15 protein-coding genes are annotated in these 20617 nt (G+C 38.7%); 5 read left to right on the forward strand and 10 right to left on the reverse strand.

Annotated features, from left to right (window positions below; genetic code table 11):
• Positions 1 to 34 precede the first annotated feature (34 nt).
• The 8 genes from FFS26_RS04785 to FFS26_RS04820 form a co-directional block, all read right to left on the reverse strand.
• Positions 35 to 2185, reverse strand: coding sequence for an endo-beta-N-acetylglucosaminidase H (locus tag FFS26_RS04785; RefSeq protein ID WP_110008364.1), 2151 nt, complete (start codon positions 2183 to 2185; stop codon positions 35 to 37).
• Positions 2186 to 2294: 109 nt separating this feature from the next.
• Positions 2295 to 3722 (reverse strand): glycoside hydrolase family 125 protein, encoded by a 1428-nt coding sequence (locus FFS26_RS04790; protein ID WP_110008363.1) that lies wholly within the window; start codon positions 3720 to 3722, stop codon positions 2295 to 2297.
• 33 nt (positions 3723 to 3755) lie between these two features.
• Entirely contained in the window at positions 3756 to 5987 is a 2232-nt protein-coding gene (locus FFS26_RS04795) for a GH92 family glycosyl hydrolase (RefSeq protein WP_137904429.1), read from the reverse strand.
• Between the two features lie 128 nt (positions 5988 to 6115).
• Complete coding sequence (locus FFS26_RS04800) at positions 6116 to 7087, reverse strand: glycoside hydrolase family 130 protein (protein WP_047376309.1); 972 nt, start codon at positions 7085 to 7087, stop codon at positions 6116 to 6118.
• A 31-nt stretch (positions 7088 to 7118) separates the two neighbouring features.
• Positions 7119 to 8420, reverse strand: coding sequence for an MFS transporter (locus FFS26_RS04805; protein ID WP_137904430.1), 1302 nt, complete (start codon positions 8418 to 8420; stop codon positions 7119 to 7121).
• Between the two features lie 172 nt (positions 8421 to 8592).
• Complete coding sequence (locus FFS26_RS04810) at positions 8593 to 10218, reverse strand: SusD/RagB family nutrient-binding outer membrane lipoprotein (protein ID WP_137904431.1); 1626 nt, start codon at positions 10216 to 10218, stop codon at positions 8593 to 8595.
• A 17-nt stretch (positions 10219 to 10235) separates the two neighbouring features.
• On the reverse strand, positions 10236 to 13202 hold the full coding sequence (locus FFS26_RS04815; protein ID WP_120232472.1) for a SusC/RagA family TonB-linked outer membrane protein: 2967 nt from the start codon (positions 13200 to 13202) through the stop codon (positions 10236 to 10238).
• Between the two features lie 386 nt (positions 13203 to 13588).
• Positions 13589 to 14467, reverse strand: a complete 879-nt coding sequence (locus tag FFS26_RS04820; protein WP_110008358.1) for an AraC family transcriptional regulator — start codon at positions 14465 to 14467, stop codon at positions 13589 to 13591.
• Positions 14468 to 14668: 201 nt separating this feature from the next.
• Here FFS26_RS04820 and FFS26_RS04825 point away from each other — a divergent pair, with 201 nt between their 5' ends.
• The 5 genes from FFS26_RS04825 (at position 14669) to fabF (ending at position 19555) form a co-directional block, all read left to right on the forward strand.
• On the forward strand, positions 14669 to 15511 hold the full coding sequence (locus FFS26_RS04825; protein ID WP_110008357.1) for a helix-turn-helix domain-containing protein: 843 nt from the start codon (positions 14669 to 14671) through the stop codon (positions 15509 to 15511).
• Positions 15512 to 15627: 116 nt separating this feature from the next.
• A complete protein-coding gene (locus FFS26_RS04830; protein ID WP_002982623.1) occupies positions 15628 to 16047 on the forward strand; it encodes an OsmC family protein in 420 nt (139 codons plus the stop codon).
• 179 nt (positions 16048 to 16226) lie between these two features.
• Complete coding sequence (locus FFS26_RS04835; protein WP_110008356.1) at positions 16227 to 16832, forward strand: TetR/AcrR family transcriptional regulator; 606 nt, start codon at positions 16227 to 16229, stop codon at positions 16830 to 16832.
• A gap of 10 nt (positions 16833 to 16842) precedes the next feature.
• Complete coding sequence (locus FFS26_RS04840) at positions 16843 to 18111, forward strand: acetyl-CoA C-acetyltransferase (RefSeq protein WP_110008355.1); 1269 nt, start codon at positions 16843 to 16845, stop codon at positions 18109 to 18111.
• A 202-nt stretch (positions 18112 to 18313) separates the two neighbouring features.
• Positions 18314 to 19555: a beta-ketoacyl-ACP synthase II gene (gene fabF, locus FFS26_RS04845; protein ID WP_110008354.1), complete on the forward strand. Its 1242-nt coding sequence runs from the start codon at positions 18314 to 18316 to the stop codon at positions 19553 to 19555.
• A gap of 138 nt (positions 19556 to 19693) precedes the next feature.
• On the opposite strand, the gene FFS26_RS04850 is transcribed toward fabF, so the two are convergent.
• Positions 19694 to 20173, reverse strand: coding sequence for a hypothetical protein (locus FFS26_RS04850; protein ID WP_227941155.1), 480 nt, complete (start codon positions 20171 to 20173; stop codon positions 19694 to 19696).
• 21 nt (positions 20174 to 20194) lie between these two features.
• Positions 20195 to 20614 carry a Dabb family protein gene (locus tag FFS26_RS04855; RefSeq protein ID WP_171006243.1) on the reverse strand — a complete coding sequence of 140 codons (420 nt, stop codon included), beginning with the start codon at positions 20612 to 20614 and terminating at the stop codon, positions 20195 to 20197.
• Between the last annotated feature and the right edge of the window lie 3 nt (positions 20615 to 20617).

Below are 20617 nucleotides of genomic sequence, written 5' to 3' on the forward strand. Positions count from 1 at the left end.
AAATCATTGGGCCGAAACCCAATGACTGGGTTTGTTATTTTACAATTAGTTTTTCGGATTGTTTCAGGCTTCCATCATGAGATTCAAACTGAACGATATAGTTTCCTGCGGAAATTCTGCTCAATTCATATTGGTTATCTCCTAAGTTCAGTGATTTTGTATCTACGATTCTTCCGTTAAAATCATAAATTGTCAATTTTCCTTTGCTGTATTCATCCGGAACAGAAACTGTCAGTGATGAAGATTTGCTTGCCGGATTAGGATATAATTTGATTTGATTTTTAATGCTTGTCTCTCCGACATTGACCGCCTTTTGCCCTGCAGTTCTTGCTAATGCTGAACTTCCTGTTGTACATGGTACATCTGTTCCCCAGTTAGAAGAATCAACTCCCGTTAACGTTAAAGTCACACCATTTCCTGAAGTATCCTGAACTGTAGAACCACTTCCTTCGTTAAACTTCCAATAAGCAGCCAGTGAAGTTGCCGGAACGGATACATTACACATATTCTGACTGATTTCTGTCTGGCTTAATGCGCGTTTCCAAACTCTTACCTCATCTATTTTCCCATTGAAGTTTCTGGAAGTATTATATAAATATCCTACATTGAATGCCCCTGTTGAATTCACACTTCCGGTTTGTGCTTTGGTGGCATCCAGAACACCATTGATATAAATTTTCATATTGGATCCATCGTAAGTAGCTGCTACGTGATACCAGGTATTGGCATTCAGAGCTGTTGCAGAAGCCAGTTTTTGCTGTACATTATTAATACTTACCACAAACTGAAGTTTATTATTCGCCAGACTTGCATCTCCTAATCGTAAGAATGCAGAATTGCTGTCGCTTACCTCTGTTCCCATGATAGAAGAAATATATGGCGACGCAGATTTGAACGATGACGGTTTGATCCACCCTTCAAAAGACAATGCTGAGCCACTTAGATTCATACTTCCGGCCGCTCCTGATTCAGTACTTCCATCCAAAGACAGAGCATAGGATCCTGTAGGAGTTGTTCCTGAAGTGCTTCTAAATCTTGGAGCAAACATATAGGCGCTTTTCACACTGCAGTTGGTTCTAATTCTCCAGTCATATTCGGTATTGGCTGTTAATCCGGAAATGGTTACAGAAGTGGAGCTCGTTGCTGTTACTGCATTCGTCCATGTTGTTGAAGAAGCTGGTTTATAATCAACATCATAGGTATTGCTTCCTACGGCTGACCAGTTTAATTTAGCGCTTGTTCCTGTAAGATTGCTTGTGTACAATCCGATAGGGGCATCACAATTGGTTCCTTGTGTCCAGGATTGTAAAGTACCGCTTAAAACAGTTGGTTCTCCATATAATGTCTGAGTTCCTGCTGAAAGCTGTGCCGTTTCATTCGTTCCATGTAAATCATACCACATGAATACGCCATAGCCGCCATTTTTCGTTTGGGTTGCCAGGCTGGTGGTGGTAGAATTGGAAGTATTTCCCATCCATACGGCTGCAGGAGAGATTTGTGCTTTGGTAAGAGGTGGTACATTGGGAGCAGAGAATGTTCCGTACATGGCATTCCAGCTGTAGTTGACATTATCTCCTACTCTGGCTCCGTTCCAGGAAAGTCTTGAAGCTGCGGGACCATAATAGTAGAATGAAATAATTTTATTCGGTAATAAAGCTCTGAGCTCCTGAACAAGCATTACAAATGAGCTGTCATTAGGCTGTCCTGTTCCGTTATTTCCGTATTCAGAATATTCATCATCAAAATCAATTCCATCAAGACCGTAGGTATTCACTGTATTGGCAAGCTGCAGAGCAAAGTCTTTTGCGGCTTCACGGGTAGGAAAATTACAGATCCCGGCCCCTTGGTGATTCCCTAAAATAGTCAGTACTACTTTCATTCCCTTTTGCTGAAGTGGCTTTATGTAAGTATCTGCATTAGTAAGAACCTTGGTTACGTTATTATTGGAATACAGATATGCTCTACCACGGCTGGTATCATAATTAATATTAGCCGCAAAAATATTCACCACATTAAACAGGTAGCTGTTCGATGTCTGCAGTTTGTACGCTCCCGCATTCAGGAGGTTGTTGTTATTCACTTCCACATAGCATATTCCTGTAGGGCTAAGCTGCTGTGCGTTAATCAGAGAACCAGACTGAAGCATCATGGCAATCAGTGCGGTAAAGATGGATTTTTTTTTCATTGTATAATTTTTTTAAGGTGTTTTGGTGTCTGAATTTTATATAGCAATCCCCTGACACCTTCTTTTTCGGGAAGGAATCTCAGATGAAAAAGCCATATAAAAGGGTGTGCTATGTCAGTAGCTCCGGGTTTTCGTTAAAGGTTTTCCATAATAATTCTCCAAATAAGGTATTGGCCCATGCAAACCATTCTCTGGTGAACTTTTTGGAGTCGTCTTTATGGAAGGATTCATGCATAAAGCCTGTTCCTCCGTGCGTTTTCTGCAAGGTATCTATACACCATCTGATCTCACTTTTGTCTTTGGTAGTGAGTGCCTTCATGATGATACTCATTGGCCAGATCATATCCAATCCTATATGTGGACCTCCTATTCCTTCTGCCAGCTTACCTTTGAAGAAGAACGGGTTGTTTTCTGACCACACAAATTTTCTTGTATTCAAATACACAGGGTCATCAGCTTTCACCGCATCCAGATAAGGCAGTCCCAGCAGGCTTGGACAGTTTGCATCATCCATCAGGTTGTAACTTCCAAAGCCATTTACTTCAAAAGCATATATTTTTCCAAATTCAGGATGATTGTAAATTCCGTATTTTTTGATGGCTGCTTCTACCTCATCAGCAAGGCTGTTCAGTTGCTGAGCCAACGTTTTTTCATTTTTAATCTGAGCAACCATTTCCGCAGCCTGACGTAAGCTTACCACCGCAAATAAGTTGGAAGGGATCAGGAATCCGTAAATGGTAGCATCATCACTTGGACGGAACATAGAGCTTATCAATCCTACAGGTTTCGTTGGGTAACCATATCCTCCCATAGGAACTCCATCTGTTGCCCAAGCCGTTGTACGCTCGAATTTGTAAGGACCCAGATCATTTTTTCTCTGCTGTTCTGTGAAAGTCTGCATGGTAAGTTTGATTCCTTTCAGCCAGTTCACATCAAAAGGTTTTGTATCTCCTGTAGTTTTCCAAAAGTGGTAGGCCAGACGGATAGGATAGCAAAGCGAGTCGATTTCCCATTTTCTTTCATGGGTGCCCGGCTTCATATCGGTATGGTCATATTCTTTCCACTTACTGATCTTCTGATCATCGTTATAGAAAGCATTCGCATAAGGATCTTTCAGGATGAATGTCGTTTGTTTATGGATTACTCCTGAGATAAGCTTATGCAGTTTTTCATCTTTTTTCGAGAACTGCAGATAAGGAAAAACCTGTGCGGAACTGTCACGAAGCCACATGGCGTCAATATCTCCGGTGATCACATAGGTATCCGGTGTTCCTCCGGTTTCCGTATAGTAAACAGTAGTATCCAATGTATTCGGGAAGCAGTTTTCAAAAAGCCAGCTCAGCTCTTTGTTTTTTACTTTCTTTTTAAACGCTGCAATAGCACTTTCTACGGATTCGCTGGTAAAATGTCTTTTATCTTTAGGAACACGGACAACAGGAAAATCGTCCAGTACTAAATTTTTAGCAAAAACATTTTGGGTAAACAGCAATCCGGCTCCCGCCAGTGCACTTGTTTTAATAAAATTTCTCCTTTCCATTGATACTTTTTATTTCGTTTATTTTTATGAGTCTTATTTTACTGGTTTGCTTCCCATTACGAATCTCAATTCGCCACCGTTCATGATATCGCTGTGGTTCAGCTCCCAGCTTTTGTATTCTTTTCCGTTCAGGAACATTTTCTGTACGTAGATATTCTTGTCAGATATTTTGTCTGCAATCACGGTGAAAGTTTTCCCATTTTCAAGCTTTAAAGAAGCCTTCGGGAATTGTGGTGCTCCGATGGCATATACAGGTTTCCCAGGTGTCACAGGATAGAATCCTAATGATGAGAAAATATACCATGCTGACATTTGACCACAGTCTTCATTGTTAACGATTCCATCAGGTTTTGCTGCATACATATTGTCACGGATATATTTTACCATTTTCTGAGTCTTATAAGAACTTCCTGCATAGTTGTACAGGTATGGAACATGATGACCCGGTTCGTCCCCGAATCCTAAAGATCCGATGAATCCTGAGATATCTACGTGCTGCTCTCCTTCCATATGAAGCGCTTCTGTAAAGGTTTTATCCAGTTTTTCTTCAAATCCTTTTTTTCCTCCATACAGATTCATCATTTCGTCAATCTGATGAGGAACAAAAAAATCATACGCCCAGATGTTTCCGGAAACCCAGTGTGGCTGAAGTTTTTTCCAATCGTTAAGGGTGAAATCTGCTAAGAATTTCCCATCTTTTTGTCTTGGCCAGAAGTGATTATTTTCTTTATTGAAGGTATTCAGGAAGTTCATAGAACGTTTTTTATAGACTTCCGATTCTTCTTTTTTACCTAATTTTTCTGCAAGCTGCTGAATACACCAGTCATCATATGAATATTCTAATGTCGCAGAAACTGAAGCTCCGTTTTCTGATGGAGTATAGCCTAATTTGATATAATCATTAAGACCGCCACCACCATCGCTGCTGCTCATTTTATCTGTTAAAGAAGCATCTTTCATCGCGGCAAATGCTTTTTCTGCATCAATACCCGGAACTCCTTTTGAAATGGCATCCCAGATTACCGAAGCACTGTGATAGCCTAGCATACAGAAATTATCATATCCGCAAAGCTCCCAGATTGGCATGTGATCTTTACGATCCGTATATCTGCTGATCAGAGAGTTGGCAAATTCTTTCGTATGTTTTTGATCCATAATAGTCAATAATGGATGTGTTGCTCTGAATCCGTCCCAGTAAGAATACGTACTGTAGTTGGTGAACCATTTGGTATTCATGTTTTCCTGAGCGGCCACATAATCTCCATTCACGTCCATGTATAAATTTGGGGCAATGAAGGTATGGTAAACTCCCGTGTAGAAAATTTTTCTCTGGCTCTCTGTACCTCCTGTCACCTGGAATCTTCCTATCAGGTCTCTCCAGGTCTTTTGAGCGGTTTCTTTTGCTTTGGCAAAATCAATATTTGTTGCTTCTGTATCAAAATTTTCCTGTGCATTTTCTGTACTCACCGGAGATAATGATACTTTTACTTCAATGCTTTCCTGATCTTCGGTTGAAAATCTTACAAAAGCTTTGGCATCTTTGGCAAGGGCAATTTTTTCATCATTTTTGATTTTTCCGTCAGCATAAACACCGTAAGACTTAAACGGTTTGGAAAACTCCATCACGAAGTAAGCAAACCGTTTACCTCCCCAGCCATTGCTGTAGCAGTATCCTTTGATTTTATTATTGCCTTCTACACTCACTAAAGTATGGTAGATATTTCCGAAGATTTTGTTGGTAGGATCAATAATGATATTGGCTTCACTACTTTTCGGGAAAGTATATTTATGAAATCCTACTCTTGGAGAAGCAGTAAGCTCTGCTTTAATCCCATAGCTGTCCAGCATTACGGAATAATATCCCGGAGATGCAATTTCTTTATCATGGGTAAATTTTGAACGGTAACCCGTTTCCGGCTTGTCTTCAGATCCTGGAACCATTTTAACCTGTCCTACGGTAGGCATTACCAGAATATCTCCAAGGTCTGCCCATCCCGTTCCGCTCAAATGGTTATGGCTGAATCCCATGATGGTTTTGCTGCTGTAGTGGTATCCTGAGCACCAGTCCCAGTCGCCACTTTTTGTATTCTGATCCGGACTCAGCTGTATCATCCCGAATGGCGTAGTTGCTCCCGGAAATGTATGTCCATGACCACCAGTCCCTATGAAAGGATCTACCCAGGATAAAACATCGTTTTTATTTTGCTGGGCACTGGCTACAGACATCAGGGTGGTAAAAAAGCAGATTAACAGTTCTTTTTTCATGATAAGAGAGGTATCGGAGATTGTTTTGTTTAAAAGTTGGTTTAAAAATAGGAAAACCATTATAAAATTCCCAGCAAACGGAAAAATTAAGATGATTAACCTATTTTCCTAAACTTTATATTACTGTATTAAATTGAATTCTTTTTCATAAAATCAATGATTTCTGAGATATATCCAAAGGCAATCGCAACCACGGTATCGGCAGCACCGTAATATACTGTTACTTTGTCTCCTTCAGTCAATGCTGCACAAGGGAAAACCACATTCGGTACATCTCCTGTCAGTTCATACAATTCAGCCGGAGCCAATAAATAAGGCTTCGTTCTGTACAACACTTTTGTAGGATCTTCAAGATCCAGCAAAGCTGCTCCCATTGAATATCTGAATCCTCTGCAGGTATTGATCACACCATGATAGAAAAGCAGCCATCCTTCTTCTGTTTTGATAGGAACCGGCCCTCCTCCGATTTTGGTACACTGCCAGGCACTGTCTTCGAAAGGCGTTACTTTCATCACGCAACGATGTTCCCCCCAGTATTTCATATCAGGGCTATAGCTGATATAAATATCTCCGAAAGGCGTATGTCCGTTATCACTCGGACGGCTCAACATGGCATATTTACCATTGATTTTCTCAGGGAACAAAACACCATTTCTGTTGAATGGAAGAAAGGCATTTTCACACTGAAAAAACTCTTTAAAATCAAAAGTATATCCGATTCCGATGGTAGGACCATTGTATCCGTTGCACCAGGTGATCCAATAACGGTCTTCAATAAAAGTTACGCGGGGATCGTATTTGTAATCGGATTCAATCATATCCGTATTTCCTGCCTGCATTTCAATAGGGTCATGATTGATATCCCAATTGATTCCGTCTTTACTGAAACCGGCAAAAATATTCATCTGTACTGCCTTGTTATCACAACGGAACACTCCGGCAAATCCGTCCTCAAAGGGAATTACGGCACTATTGAATATACTGTTGGATGTTGGTATCGCGTATCTGTTAATGATCGGGTTTTCGGAAAACCTCCACATGATATCATTACAACCTTCCGGGCGATCCTGCCAGGGGATCATTACTGATTGAGCTGTCATAAAGTATTTTTTACTTTTTATTTTTTTATTATTATGAATTGATTTGTTGTTCTTTCTGATTTTCAGGGTAAGGGAAAGGAACGAATACAGTGGCCAAAAATGCAGGAATGGTAGCAATCAGTACCCAGATAAAGAACATTTTGTATCCGATCCAGTCACTGATCATTCCACTGAACATTCCGGGAATCATTACGCCAAGATTCATAATCCCTGTTGCAAATGCGTAATGTGCCGTTTTGTGTTTTCCGGGTGCAATCTGCTGCATCATGTAAAGCATTAGTCCCACAAAACCAAATCCGTAACCGAAATACTCCACGACCACAGCAATTCCTACCGGAAGAAGATCTGACGGCTGGTAATGTGCAAGTAGTGCATACACCACAAACGGAATATTGAATGCACAGCATAACCATATCAGAGATCTTTTCAATCCGCGGGCTGAGATAAAATATCCTGCCAGTACGGATCCTAAGATAAATGCTGCCGAACCGTATGTTCCGTAAATAAGTCCGATATCTGAAGTAGATAACCCTAATCCTCCCGACGTTCTTGGAGCTTTAAAAAATAAAGGCGCAATTTTGATGGCAAATCCTTCTGCAAAACGATATAGTATAATGAAGAGGATACACCACAGAATTTTCTTTTTGGTGAAGAAAGAAGTAATCACTTCCAATAGTTCCTGACGAACGTTTCCAGCCGTTTTCTCTTCTTTATTTTCTTCCTTGTTTTCTTTCGGCAGAATGAAATAGTGATAAACTCCCAATACAAAAAACAACAATGCATAGATCACCATAATGATCATCCAGGCATGGGTTACGCCTTTTGTCTTTTCTAAAATACCTGCAAAATAAACGAGAGCACCACTACTGATAATCTTCGCCAGATTGTAAAAAGCACCCTGCCAGCCGATATATTTTGCCTGTTCCTTATTGGTCAAAAAGCCAATATAGGTCCCGTCCGCTACCACATCATGGGTAGCCCCACAAAATGCTACTACCGCAAAAAGAGCAATACTGTATTTAAAAAAATCATGTAAAGGCAGACTTAATGCAATGAGAGCAAACAGAATTCCTATCGCAAACTCAGTAAAAACAACAAAGAATTTTTTGGTTTTATAAATTTCCAGGAACGGACTCCACAGTGGCTTCAGGGTCCAGGAAAAAAGGATAAGAGCTGTCCAGAACGTGATCTGCGAATCCGAGACACCCATATCTTTATACATGATTCCCGAAACCGCATTAATGGTTACAAAGGGAACACCCATTGCAAAATATAATGTGGAAATCCAGAGAATTGGCTGGATCCTACGGGTTCCGGAGTTGTTTTTTCCCATATTTAAAATAAGGTTCTAAATAAAAGAGAACATCTCAAAAATACATTCAGGCTAAAAAAACGAAACTATAAATTTTTTGGAGATTCTACTCTATTCTCCCGCCTTAATGAATACATCAAATAAAAATCTGATGTTGAGATGTCTCTTTACTAATGAGTGATTCTGAATATTTTTATTTCTTATCCCACCAAAGTTTTGTTCCTCCGGTATCAGGACCGTTAAGCATTTGAGCGGCCTGCTGGTAATTATATAATGATGTTTTGGTATCAATAGTGAAAGGAATTCTTCTGATCATTGCTTCTGTACTGATGGCTCCGCCGCTGTCATTCTTTCTTACCTTGAAAAGAACCGGATATCCTGTTCTTCTCTGCTCAGCCCATGCTTCTGGTCCGTTGGGATAAAGTGAAAGCCATTTTTGGGTAATGATTCTTTCTAATTTTCTTTCGTTGGTATCACCGTTATTCCATGCAATGGTGATGGTACTTAACTGTGGATTTCCAACAGGTACGTTATTGTCTGGATTTTTCGGATCAATATAAGGAGCTTCTGTAGAGGTTGTATCAGCAAGGTAAGTGGCAACACTTGCACTTTTCCCCCATTCCCCGAAAGACTGCTGAACACCGGTAGTATAGTTGGTTTGAATGTCACCTGCTCCGGCATATCCTCTTAAAGCTGCTTCGGCCTTCAGGAACCACGTTTCTGCAGCGGTGAACAATTTCATTTTACCGTCGGTACCGGAAAAATAATCTCCGCTGGCAGATTTTGCCTGTGGCTGCGAGAACCCTCCGTATGTTGATTTACCATTTAATAAATCAATTCCCTGGCGGATTCCTATATATTTTCCCTGCAAGCTTGGGTCAGATGCCGGAATAGCATATGCTGGAAGTCTTGGGTCATTATATCCGTTCATATATGCCATCAAAGGGGCTCCGATTAAACAGTCTCCCCATGAGTAAATGATAAAACTCAATTCTGACTGTCCTACGCTGATCAATGCATTGTCCGCGTTATCCGTAATCAATCCTGCTGTTGAAGCCAGTGCCTCTTCTGCATATTGTTTAGATTTCGCAGGATCAGCGTAGCTCATTCTCATGGCTAACCTCAGCTTTAATGAATTGGCAAATTTTGCCCATTGCGCCATATTTCCGCCGTATACTAAATCTGCTTTTTTCAATGCCGATTTATCTTCTACGTTCTGTGTCGCTGGCATGGCAATTACTTTCTGCAAATCGTTAATAGCTGCGCTAAGATCAGCAATAAAATAATTGTAAGCTTCCTGTTGAGAATCAAAATCTGTAACTCCATTCGGATTGGGCTTTTCATATTTGCTGTAGACTACCGGGCCGTGACTGTCTGAAACTCTTGCTGCCGTAATAACTTTCAGAATTTTTTTAACAGCAAATGTTCCTGTAAAATCTACACCTTTATAGATTTCCTTAGCCGTATTATCGATGATAAGGGAGTAATTGAAAATATCCTGTTGTCTGGCAATGATTCTGTTATTCCATCCGTCCATCATCGAATAAGTAAGATTATTTACCCCTCCATTAAATGGTGTTGCTGTACTGAACATTCCACTGTACATATCTGCACTAAGGTTAGGGTACAGCTGATAATCTGACTGTAATCCTCTCTGCATGGATTTCATCGGATCAACAACAGCGATGAAATCAGCGTAAAAATTTTCAGGACCTCCTGCTTTTTCCTGATTATACTGTTCAAAGTCATTTGTACATCCTGAAGCAGAAAATAACAGTACAGCTCCGAATGCCAATATTTTAATATGATTGATTTTCATTTTCTTAATTGTAAAAGTTAGAAGTTAGCTTTTAATGATAATCCAATAGATCGGGTAACCGGTAATCCGAATGAATCTACCCCTACTCCACCAGGTGTATTTCCTGATACCTGCTCAGGATCAAATGGTGCTTTTTTGTAGAAGAAAAATAAGTTGGTTCCTACTAAGCTTACGGTTGCGTTTCTCATATATTTAGATTGAATATCGAAAGTATATGAAATGGAAGCCTGGCGTAAACGTATTGTTGTAGCACTGTACAGATAGGCTTCATCAATACCTTTTCCAAACCCTTCTGTTGTTCCTACTGCTTTATAGTAATCTTTTGCATTGGTTAAACCCGTGTAAGCCTGTCCCGCATTTGGTGTTCCCGGTGCATATACTGCATTTGGAATAGATACACCTCCAGCATCTCTTGCATCAGCTGTAGACTGACTAACTCCATAGATATCGTTTGCTTTTTCTGTAAGGGAAAGTACCTTCCCTCCAAATTTACCATCAATAAGGAAAGAGATTCCCAGCTTACCAATATTAAAGGAGTTATTGAATCCCATAATAAACTTAGGATTCGGATTGCCAAGATAAGAAGGAGTACCTTCTGCTAATGGGATTCCTTTTTCATTCACTAAAATACGTCCCTGATCGTCTCTTTTGAACTTGATTCCGTAAAGATCACCGAAAGATCCTCCCAATTTCAGTTTGGTGTATTCCCCTCCACCTGTTAATGAGAAAAGTTGGTTTTCTGATATAGGTAAGCTTGGTGGAAATAATTCAACAATAGTATTTTTGTTAGCCGATGCATTTAATGTAGTTGTCCATCCAAATTTTTCTGAACTGAAGACCTTATATGACAATGAAGATTCAAAACCTGTATTTCGGATTTTTCCTGCGTTGATATAATATGATCCAGGAGCTATTCCTCCGAAATAAGAATCTATTTTTGTTTCTAACAATTGATTACTCGTATTGGAGTTGTAGTAAGTAATATCAAAACTTAATTTATTACTAAACATCCTTAGCTCTGTTCCAACTTCAAAAGTTTTATTAAATTCAGGTTTCGGAAACAGGTCTTTATACTTAGGATCAGTAATGAATGAACTCTTTGGAAACACAAGTGTTCCCGCATCTACACCAACAGTATATCCTTTATTATATTCAATCATAGCATTGGAAATATTGGTAGGCAACCCTAATCCTACCGTTGCATAAGATCCTCTTACTTTCCAGAAACTAATGACTTCCGGAAGTTTGAAAACAGAAGATAACACAGCATTAGCTCCTACAGATTCATAGTCAAATCCCGTTCTCCCTGTTAAGGCCAGACTGGAATCCCAGTCATTTCTAAAAGTCATGTCCACATAAAACATATTTTTATACCCTACTGTAGCACTTGCAAATACAGATTGTACCTGCTTCTTCATATTGGTATAGATATTATGATATCCATCACCAGGGGATCTTTTTTTACCCCATTCAAGATTACTCACAGTGAAAAGGTTAGGGTTTGTCAGATATGCGTTATCAATTTGTCCTATTTTATTTCTTGTTGTATTGATACTTCCTCCTAACGTAAAATCTAAAGAGAAAGACTCACTAATTTTAGGACTACCGATAAGCAACACGTCCCCATATGTTGAAGAGTTTTCATAGGTATTCTTAAGAATTCTTCCATTAATTCCTTCCTTAACAGCCAGTAAAGTAGGTGCTGAAAAAGCAGCAATATCACGCTGACTGTCTGAAATATTCCAGCTATAATTTCCTCTCACTCTTGCCGTTAACCAAGGATTGATCTGGTAAGATAATGAAAGCGCTCCATAGGTATTTTTATTGCTTACAGTAACAGGATTACGGTTTAAAATCCAATAAGGGTTCTGTGTTGGTGGGTTTCCTTTAAAACTTCCATCCGGATTAACCTCCCACCAGTTTTGAGCAGGTAAAAATCTTTCTTTATTTAAATAAGTGTAATTATCTGGACCATACTGATCAAAATCTACTCCTCTTGGCAACCAGTACAAACTCGTCAAAGGAGAAAAAGATGCTCCGGGAGTCTGTCTGTTCTTACTTTCCTGTAATGAACCGATGAAGTTGGCATCTAATGTTAACTTATCATCCAGAAACTTACTTGAATTTCTGAAAGAAACGTTATACTGATCAAAATAAGACATGGGAACCACTCCTTTGTTGGTGGTATTTCCGATTGAGAAATAACTTGTTGATCTCTCATTTCCTGACTGGAAAGAAAGGCTATTTACCCAAGTTGTTCCTGTCTGAAGGAAGTCTTTAAGATAATCTTTAGAAGATCCTTTTGCGCCCCAGCTTTCTACTGACTGTCCCGGCTGTGATCCCGATACAGAAGGGTCATAAGACAGATAACTGTGCTGTAGTTTTGGAAGACTATAAGCCCTGTCCACTGTAAGGCTGGAGCTGTAAGTAATTGAACTTTTCCCTGCACGTCCTTTTTTAGTTGTAATCAGGATAGCCCCATTACCTCCGGCAGAACCGTACAATGCAGAAGCAGAAGCTCCTTTCAGGAAGTTGATGCTTTCAATATCATCAGGATTGATGGAGCTCAATACATCCCCCGGATCCGGCATATTGGAATACTGTCCGATATCTGCTGATTTTCCTGTTCCGTTGATAATGGGAATACCATCAATCACATACAGTGGCTGTGCACTGTTGACAGACTTATCTCCTCTCATGACCACCCTTACGGAGCTACCTACACCATTGGTTCTGTTGATCTGCACATTGGAAACTTTTCCGTTGATCGAATTTAATAGATTGGGAGTTTTCACTTCTGTAAGCTCATCCCCGCCAATCTGCTGACTGGAATACGTCAAAGAGCGGGCCTGCCTTTTTATCCCCAAAGAGGTGACCACGACCTCCTCAATACTGGTTGTCTTCGTAGTATCGGCTGTTTTTTTCTCCTGTGCATTCGCAGTGAGTGAAAAAACAAACAGAACGGGTATAACTGCTTTTCTCATAAGGTATAGATTCGTTAGATTTAATTGAGAATCAATGACATTACTTTATTTTTTAATACAAAAAAAATTATTGTTCTTTCAGCAAAATTTTGCCGTTTATGTATTAAATTATTTAAAGTTTTGTTAAGATTTAATTCACATTCACAAATCTAAATTTTGTAACCAGTCTGATATAATACTATTTTATCATAAAACGATATTATTTTTTCAGCAATTAATTTTAAAAGACATTAAAACCCTATATATCAACATAATACAACACTCTCCAAACATTAAAAAAAAGAGGATTTATTCTGATATTCTGACAAAATAAAAGAAGATTTTTGCACAGAATTTTAGTGCAAAAAATAGTATGTTAAAAAGAAAAAATAAATTTTTAAAACGTATTATTCAATCTTTTTAACTCCTTTGAACTGTTCTCTAAATTCGGTTGGAGTTGTCTTTTTGATCGACTTAAATACTTTATTAAAGTTGGCGATATTATTAAAGCCAGCCTCAAAAGCAATTTCAAAAACAGTCAGATTCTTTTCCATCAACCAGCGTGCAGCATAGCTGATTCTTATCTCGTTAAGATAATTGATAAAGGTTTTTCCTGTTCTTTTTTTAATAAACCTATTGAACGTCACATTGCTCATATTCACCAATGATGCTGCATTATCCAGTGTAATTTTGTTTTCAAAATTTTTATGGACAAAATCATGAACCACTTTCATTTTGTCATTATCTGCGAAAGTTTCAAGTTCAATACTATACGAAGATAAAAGTGTTTTATCCTCTGCCACAGCCAGTTCATTCAGAATCTTCATAATTTCTATGAAAGATTCAAAGCTGTTCATCTTTGAAAGATTGAGAAACGAATCTTTTAGTTTCTCGGCAGTTTCTGTAGAAAAAAGAATTCCCCGGATGGAATCTTTCATAAGATTATTGATAGGTTTCAGGATATTTTTCTCCATCAGTGACTGATTAAAGAAATCCTGATTGAATTGTATGGTAATTTCGTGGGTCTTTCTGTTCTTACATCTGTAATTAGCCCAGCAATGCGGTAAATTTGGACCTACCAACACCAATTCTATATTTCCGATCTCTCCGGTATGATCTCCCACCATTCTTTTGTAGCCCTTCCCTTTATAAATAAAATTGATTTCTATTTCCGGGTGGTAATGATATGGAAAGTCAAATGAGGCCTTAATCCTGTCAAACACGAGAAAACTATCCTCAGGAGATAGTGGAGTTATTTCTCTCAGAATATTTTCTAATTCGCTCATACAGGCAGTTATGAAAAAAAGTTAATACTTTTAGGTTACAATACAAATCTTTGTAAAAATGATAAAATAATATCAATGTAAAAACATATTTCCAATTTATTTTTATTTCAATTTTATATATCAAACATAAGAAATCATAGGTTGGATAATTTAATACGGATCAAATCATGCTTTTTTGTATCTTTAAACTAAAGTTAAAGGATGCCGCAACAGCTTATTTTTGAAGACCACTATAAAAGACTCGGACTGGAAGTATTTTCAGAAGAAAATCTGGAGAATTTCAACGGAAGTCGGTTCTCTTCAGATATTAAAGTATTTTTTATTCCTTCAGGATATGAACTTACAGTAGATTTTAATCATTATAAAACAAAGAAACCTTCACTTTTCTTCCTCACCAACCAACATTTGAGTATCCAAAAAGGCAAAGATGAATCTATTCTTCTTTTCTACAACCGCGATTTCTACTGTATCCAGATCCATGATAAGGAAGTGGCTTGTGACGGGCTTCTCTTTCATAATGTATTTGAAATTCCTTATGTGGAACTTGACAACTCAGAAGCCACACTTATAAAATCCCTGTTCCAGAATATTCAGGATGAACTTGAAGGGAAGGATTCTTCCGCAGAAGAAATGATCAGAACCTATGTAAAACAAATCATCATTAGGGCTACCCGCAAGTGGAAGAAACAAAATCTGGATAATGATACGCTCAGAATACCAGGCAGTGAGCTTGATATTTTCAGAGATTTCAGCAGACATCTGGAAATTCATTTCAGAGAAAAACATAATGTCGCTGATTATGCAGAGCTTCTTCACATCGCTCCGAAAACTTTAACTCATAAATTTAAAAACTTAAAGCTGGAGTCTCCCAACCAGTTTATCATTAACAGAATTTTATTAGAAGCAAAAAGGTTACTTTTTTATACGGATAAACCTGTCAAAGAAATTGCTTATGATCTGGGTTATGAAGATCCGGCTTATTTCAACCGCCTTTTCACCAATAAAACAGGAAGCACTCCCGCAAATTTCAAAAAAAAACTATAACACGGGAAAAAAGTACAATATTTAAGTCTTTTTATCTATTGAAAACTCCTTATCACAGACATACCTTTGTAACATCAAAATCAAACAACAATACTAAATACAAAAAAACAAACATTATGAGACGTAACGCAACAGCCGTTTGGAACGGTACCATTAAAGAAGGAAAAGGACATTTAACAACTCAGAGTACAACTTTAAACCAGACTCAATATTCTTTCAACAGCCGTTTTGCGGATGGTGTAGGTACCAACCCCGAAGAATTACTGGCAGCAGCCCATGCAGGATGCTTCACGATGAAACTGGATGCAGAATTATCTCAGGCAGGTTATAATCCTGAAGAATTAAAGACGACTTCTGTCATTACCCTTGATCCCAATATTGGTAAGATTACAAAATCTGAATTGACATTAACCGCTAAAGTGCCGGGAATCTCAGAAGAGGAATTCCAGAAATTTGCGAAAATTGCAGAAGAAGGATGCCCTGTAAGCGCCGCATTCAACTTTGAAATTACTTTGAATGCTACTTTGGAAAACTAATTTAAGTATTCATTCAATATCAATAGAAACGGGCTAAAAGTCCGTTTTTTTAATTTAAAAAAAATCCATTGGCTTCAGCCAAAACTTAAATCCAAAACATTCAAATTAATTATTCGTCCTCAATAAAATATACCGAGTGGTATATTTTTGTATATTTGCATCATATTTAAACATTTATAATGTCAAAGGCAGAAAAAACAAAACAGCATATCATTGAGAAAACAGCAACTCTTTTTAATACCAAGGGTTATATTTCCACATCGCTGTCAGACATTACCCAAGCAACCGGATTGACGAAAGGCAGCATTTATGGAAATTTTGAAAACAAGGATGAAGTAGCCATTGAGGTTTATAAATACAATGCCGCCGTGTTGAGTAAAACCCTCAGCCGCTCCTTTGGCAATGAATTCCCTACGTCATTGGATAAGCTCCATGCATTTATAGATTTTTACCGAAAAAACTGGACGTTTGTCTTTGCCAACGGCGGATGTCCGCTGATGAATGCTGCTACGGAAGCTGATGATTCATTTCCTGCTTTAAAAACTCAGGTGAAAAGGTCTTTTACACAATGGATGACCAAAATATCAACTACTATCGCTGAGGGCCAAAATAAAGGTGAAATTGATCAAAAAATCAATGCTGAGCAATATGCTTCCCTGTTCATCATGCTTATTGAAGGTGGAATTCTGCTTTCAAAAACAATGGGAGATCAAAGTTATCTCAACCATGCCTTGGATAAGGTTGCCCAAATGATTGATCATGAACTCAATATTCTTCCATCATAAATTACACCATATGGAAACAAAAAAAGTGGCTATTGTAGGATACAACAGAATTCCTTTTGCCAGAATGAATACCGCTTATTCAGAGCAGGGAAATCAGGATCTTCTGCTTGCTTCTCTGAACGGATTAATAGACCGTTATCACTTAAAAGGAAAACGACTCGGAGAGGTTGCCGGCGGCGCAGTCATTAAACATATTTCCGAAAGCAACCTCATCAGGGAAACGGTGATGAATACAACGCTGGATCCCGCTACTCCTGCCTGTGATCTTCAGCAGGCATGTGATACAGGAATTGAAGCAGCTGTTTATATTGGGAATAAAATTGCCCTGGGTCAGATAGATTGTGGCATTGCCTGCGGTGTGGAAGCCATGAGCAATATTCCATTTGAGTCTTCACCAAGGTTAAGAAAAGCCATGCTCAAAGCCAATAAAGAGAAATCAGCGTTTGGAAAAATAAAACAACTGCTAAGCCCGAAGTTGAAAGACTGGATGCCCATTCCTTATAAAGGGCAGGAACCCAAAACAGGTCTTGTGATGGGTGAACATACAGAAATTACTGCCCAATATTACAATATACCAAGAGAAGAACAAGATCAACTGGCATTAAAAAGCCATCAGAACATGGCAAAAGCTTATGATGAGGGATTTTTTGATGATATGATCACTCCAGCTTTTGGGCTGGATAAAGATAATAATCTGAGACGTGACAGCAGTATTGAAAAATTATCGCAGCTGAAACCTGCTTTTGATAAGCAAAACGGAACCTTAACGGCAGGAAATTCAACTCCATTTACAGATGGTGCTTCTGCAGTTTTGCTGGCCAGCGAAGAATGGGCGATAGCCAATAATCTTCCCGTCTTAGCTTATATCACTTTTTCAGAGCTGGCAGGAATAGAATATGTTGAAAATAAACAGGATTTACTTCTAGCTCCTGTTTTTGCAGCAGAGAGAATGCTTAAAAAAGCAGGTATGAATTTGTCAGACTTTGATTACTACGAAATTCATGAAGCATTTGCAGCACAGGTCCTGGCTACCATAAAAATCTGGGAAAATGATGAGCTGGCCAAAAAGTTCGGATTGGAAAAAGCGCTGGGAACAATAGACAGAAATAAACTGAATGTAAAAGGAGGAAGCCTTGCAGCCGCCCATCCTTTTGCAGCCACCGGAGGAAGAATTATCGCAACACTGGCAAAATTACTTCATGAAAAAGGCAGTGGGAAAGGATTTATATCCATTTGTGCAGCCCGTGGACAGGGAGTAACGATGATTTTGGAAAAGTAATAAAAGCCTCATCCTATATTCAAAAGAGCAGATTCTTTTATTATGCAGTAAATAATATGATTGATTATTCGTCTGCAGAGAAAGAAAATTGATAATATTGCAGTGCAAAAATTAGCTGATAAAAGAAGTAATTAAAATAAAACATGGGATAAACAGGGTTTATCTTATGAAAGTCTAATCTATTAAAAAATAGTAACTACATATGAAGAGAGTTGTCATTACAGGATTAGGTGCTGTGACACCTTTGGGAAATAATGTTGAAGATTTTTGGCAAAACAGTATTAAAGGAGTCAGCGGAGCAGGACTCATTACCCATTTCGATACGGAAAAATTTAAAGTACATTTTGCCTGTGAGGTAAAAGGCTTTGATCCAAAAGTATATCTGAATCATAACGAAATCAAGAGAAGTGACCTGTTTACACAATATGCCATGTATGCTTCTGCGGAAGCGATTCAGGATTCAGGTCTGGAGCTTGAAAAAATGGATCCCTTCGACACAGGAGTCATCTGGGGAACAGGACAGGGCGGAATGTGGACTTTTGAAAAAGAAGTAATGGATTTCGCTGCTGGAGATGGAACGCCACGTTTCAATCCTTTCTTTGTACCGAAGTTTATCGCCAATATGGCTTCGGGAATGATTTCTATGAAATATGGTCTTCAGGGAATCAATTATACAACAGTTTCTGCCTGTGCTACAGGAAATACGGCATTGATGGATGCCTTCAATTATATCCGTTTGGGAAAAGCCAAAGTAATCATCAGCGGTGGTTCTGAAGCAGCTATCACTCCGGCTTCTATCGGAGGGTTCTCTATTATGAAGGCCATGTCGACAAGAAATGATGATTTTACAACGGCCAGCCGACCTTACGATGCAGACAGAGACGGATTTGTAATGGGTGAAGGTGCAGGAGCCCTGGTGCTTGAAGAATATGAACATGCTGTTGCCAGAGGAGCAAAAATTTATGCAGAATTAGCAGGAGCCGCCATGACTGCAGACGCTTACCACATGACAGCACCTCATCCTGATGGCGTTGGAGCTATAAAAGCAATGCAGCTGGCAGTGAAAGAAGCAGGAGCCAATATGGAAGATATTGATTATATTAACCCTCATGCTACTTCCACTCCATTAGGAGATATGGTTGAATTAACAGCCATCAATAAAGCATTTAAGGGAAGTAAAAACCTTGATATCAGTGCCACAAAATCCATGACCGGCCACTTATTGGGTGCTGCAGGAGCGGTGGAAGCCATTCTTTCAATCAAAGCGATTCAGAATGGAATTATTCCTCCAACGATTAATCTTCACAATATTGATGAAAGTATTCCTAAGGATATCAATATCGTTTTCGGAGAAGCGAAAGAAAAGAACATCAATTTTGCGTTGAGTAATGCCTTTGGATTCGGAGGACATAATGCCACTGTAGTATTTAAGAAATTCAGCTAATCAGATTAAATAATTGAAAATCCCTGTATGAGAACCATGCAGGGATTTTTTATTTATTTTAAAATTTAAAAAGCAGCCAAAACTGACTGCTTCAAACATAACGAATTATATACCCCTTATAAAGAGATTGACTTGTAACTATTGAGCATCCGGGATAAAAAAATCATCGGCATTTTCAGCAATCGGAATATAGAGTCTCTCCCATTCTTTGCTTTTCACCATATCCCAGCTGTGGCCGGTTCCTTTAAGGTCTTCTGCAAGAAGAACTACTCCCGGTTTAATCATAAAAGTAGAACCATCTGTTACTTTAAATCGTATATTGCCCTTGATGGTAATCACATATTGTCTTCTGGGAGCCGGATGTGCATTTTTTTCCCACTCCTCCGTTTTATTGCTCATCCAGAATGTTGTGGTATTCATATGTTTAAGAGTAGGTATTTTCCCTTTCTCAAAAGAGCATGAGCCGTCAGGATTATTAATTAATCTTATGGCAGGAATAAACTCAGTGGAGCTCTCCGCAGTAACGCTCACATGGTTGTGTTTTTTATGTTGTGCATTCATAAATCCTACAGTACTTACTACTAAAACAAGGCTTAAGCCCTTAATGATGTTTTTCATTATAAATTTAAATTTTTATTTTTAATTATAAACAGTATCGTAAACCAGCATTCTGTCAAAGAATGGTTTATATTTCTGAACCAAAGCAAGATGTTCAGGAAGTTTCCCATACGCTTCAAGCTCTTCCAGACTATCGAATTCCATAGAAGCATTATAAGTAAATGTGCTGTCTAAAACGCTTCTCGGGCTGGAAGCTGCCGGCTTTCCGTAACGGAGATTCTTCTGATAAGGAAGCTTTTTAAGGCCTTCAAAAAAATTTTCAAACTCTTTTACTTCAGGCCCGGAAAGGTCTTTTCTAAGCCAGAACAACAAATAATGGAAGTACACTTTTTTCTTTTTTTTAGGATTAAACATGGGTAAAGCAGAGGCAAACATATTTCCTGAGATCAGCAGCAAAGCAGAAGCCTGGACTGAGCCAAATAAAAATTTTCTTCTTTCCATTGT

It is taken from the genome of Chryseobacterium sp. 2VB, from assembly GCF_005503635.1.
GTDB classification, from domain to species: domain Bacteria; phylum Bacteroidota; class Bacteroidia; order Flavobacteriales; family Weeksellaceae; genus Chryseobacterium; species Chryseobacterium cupriresistens.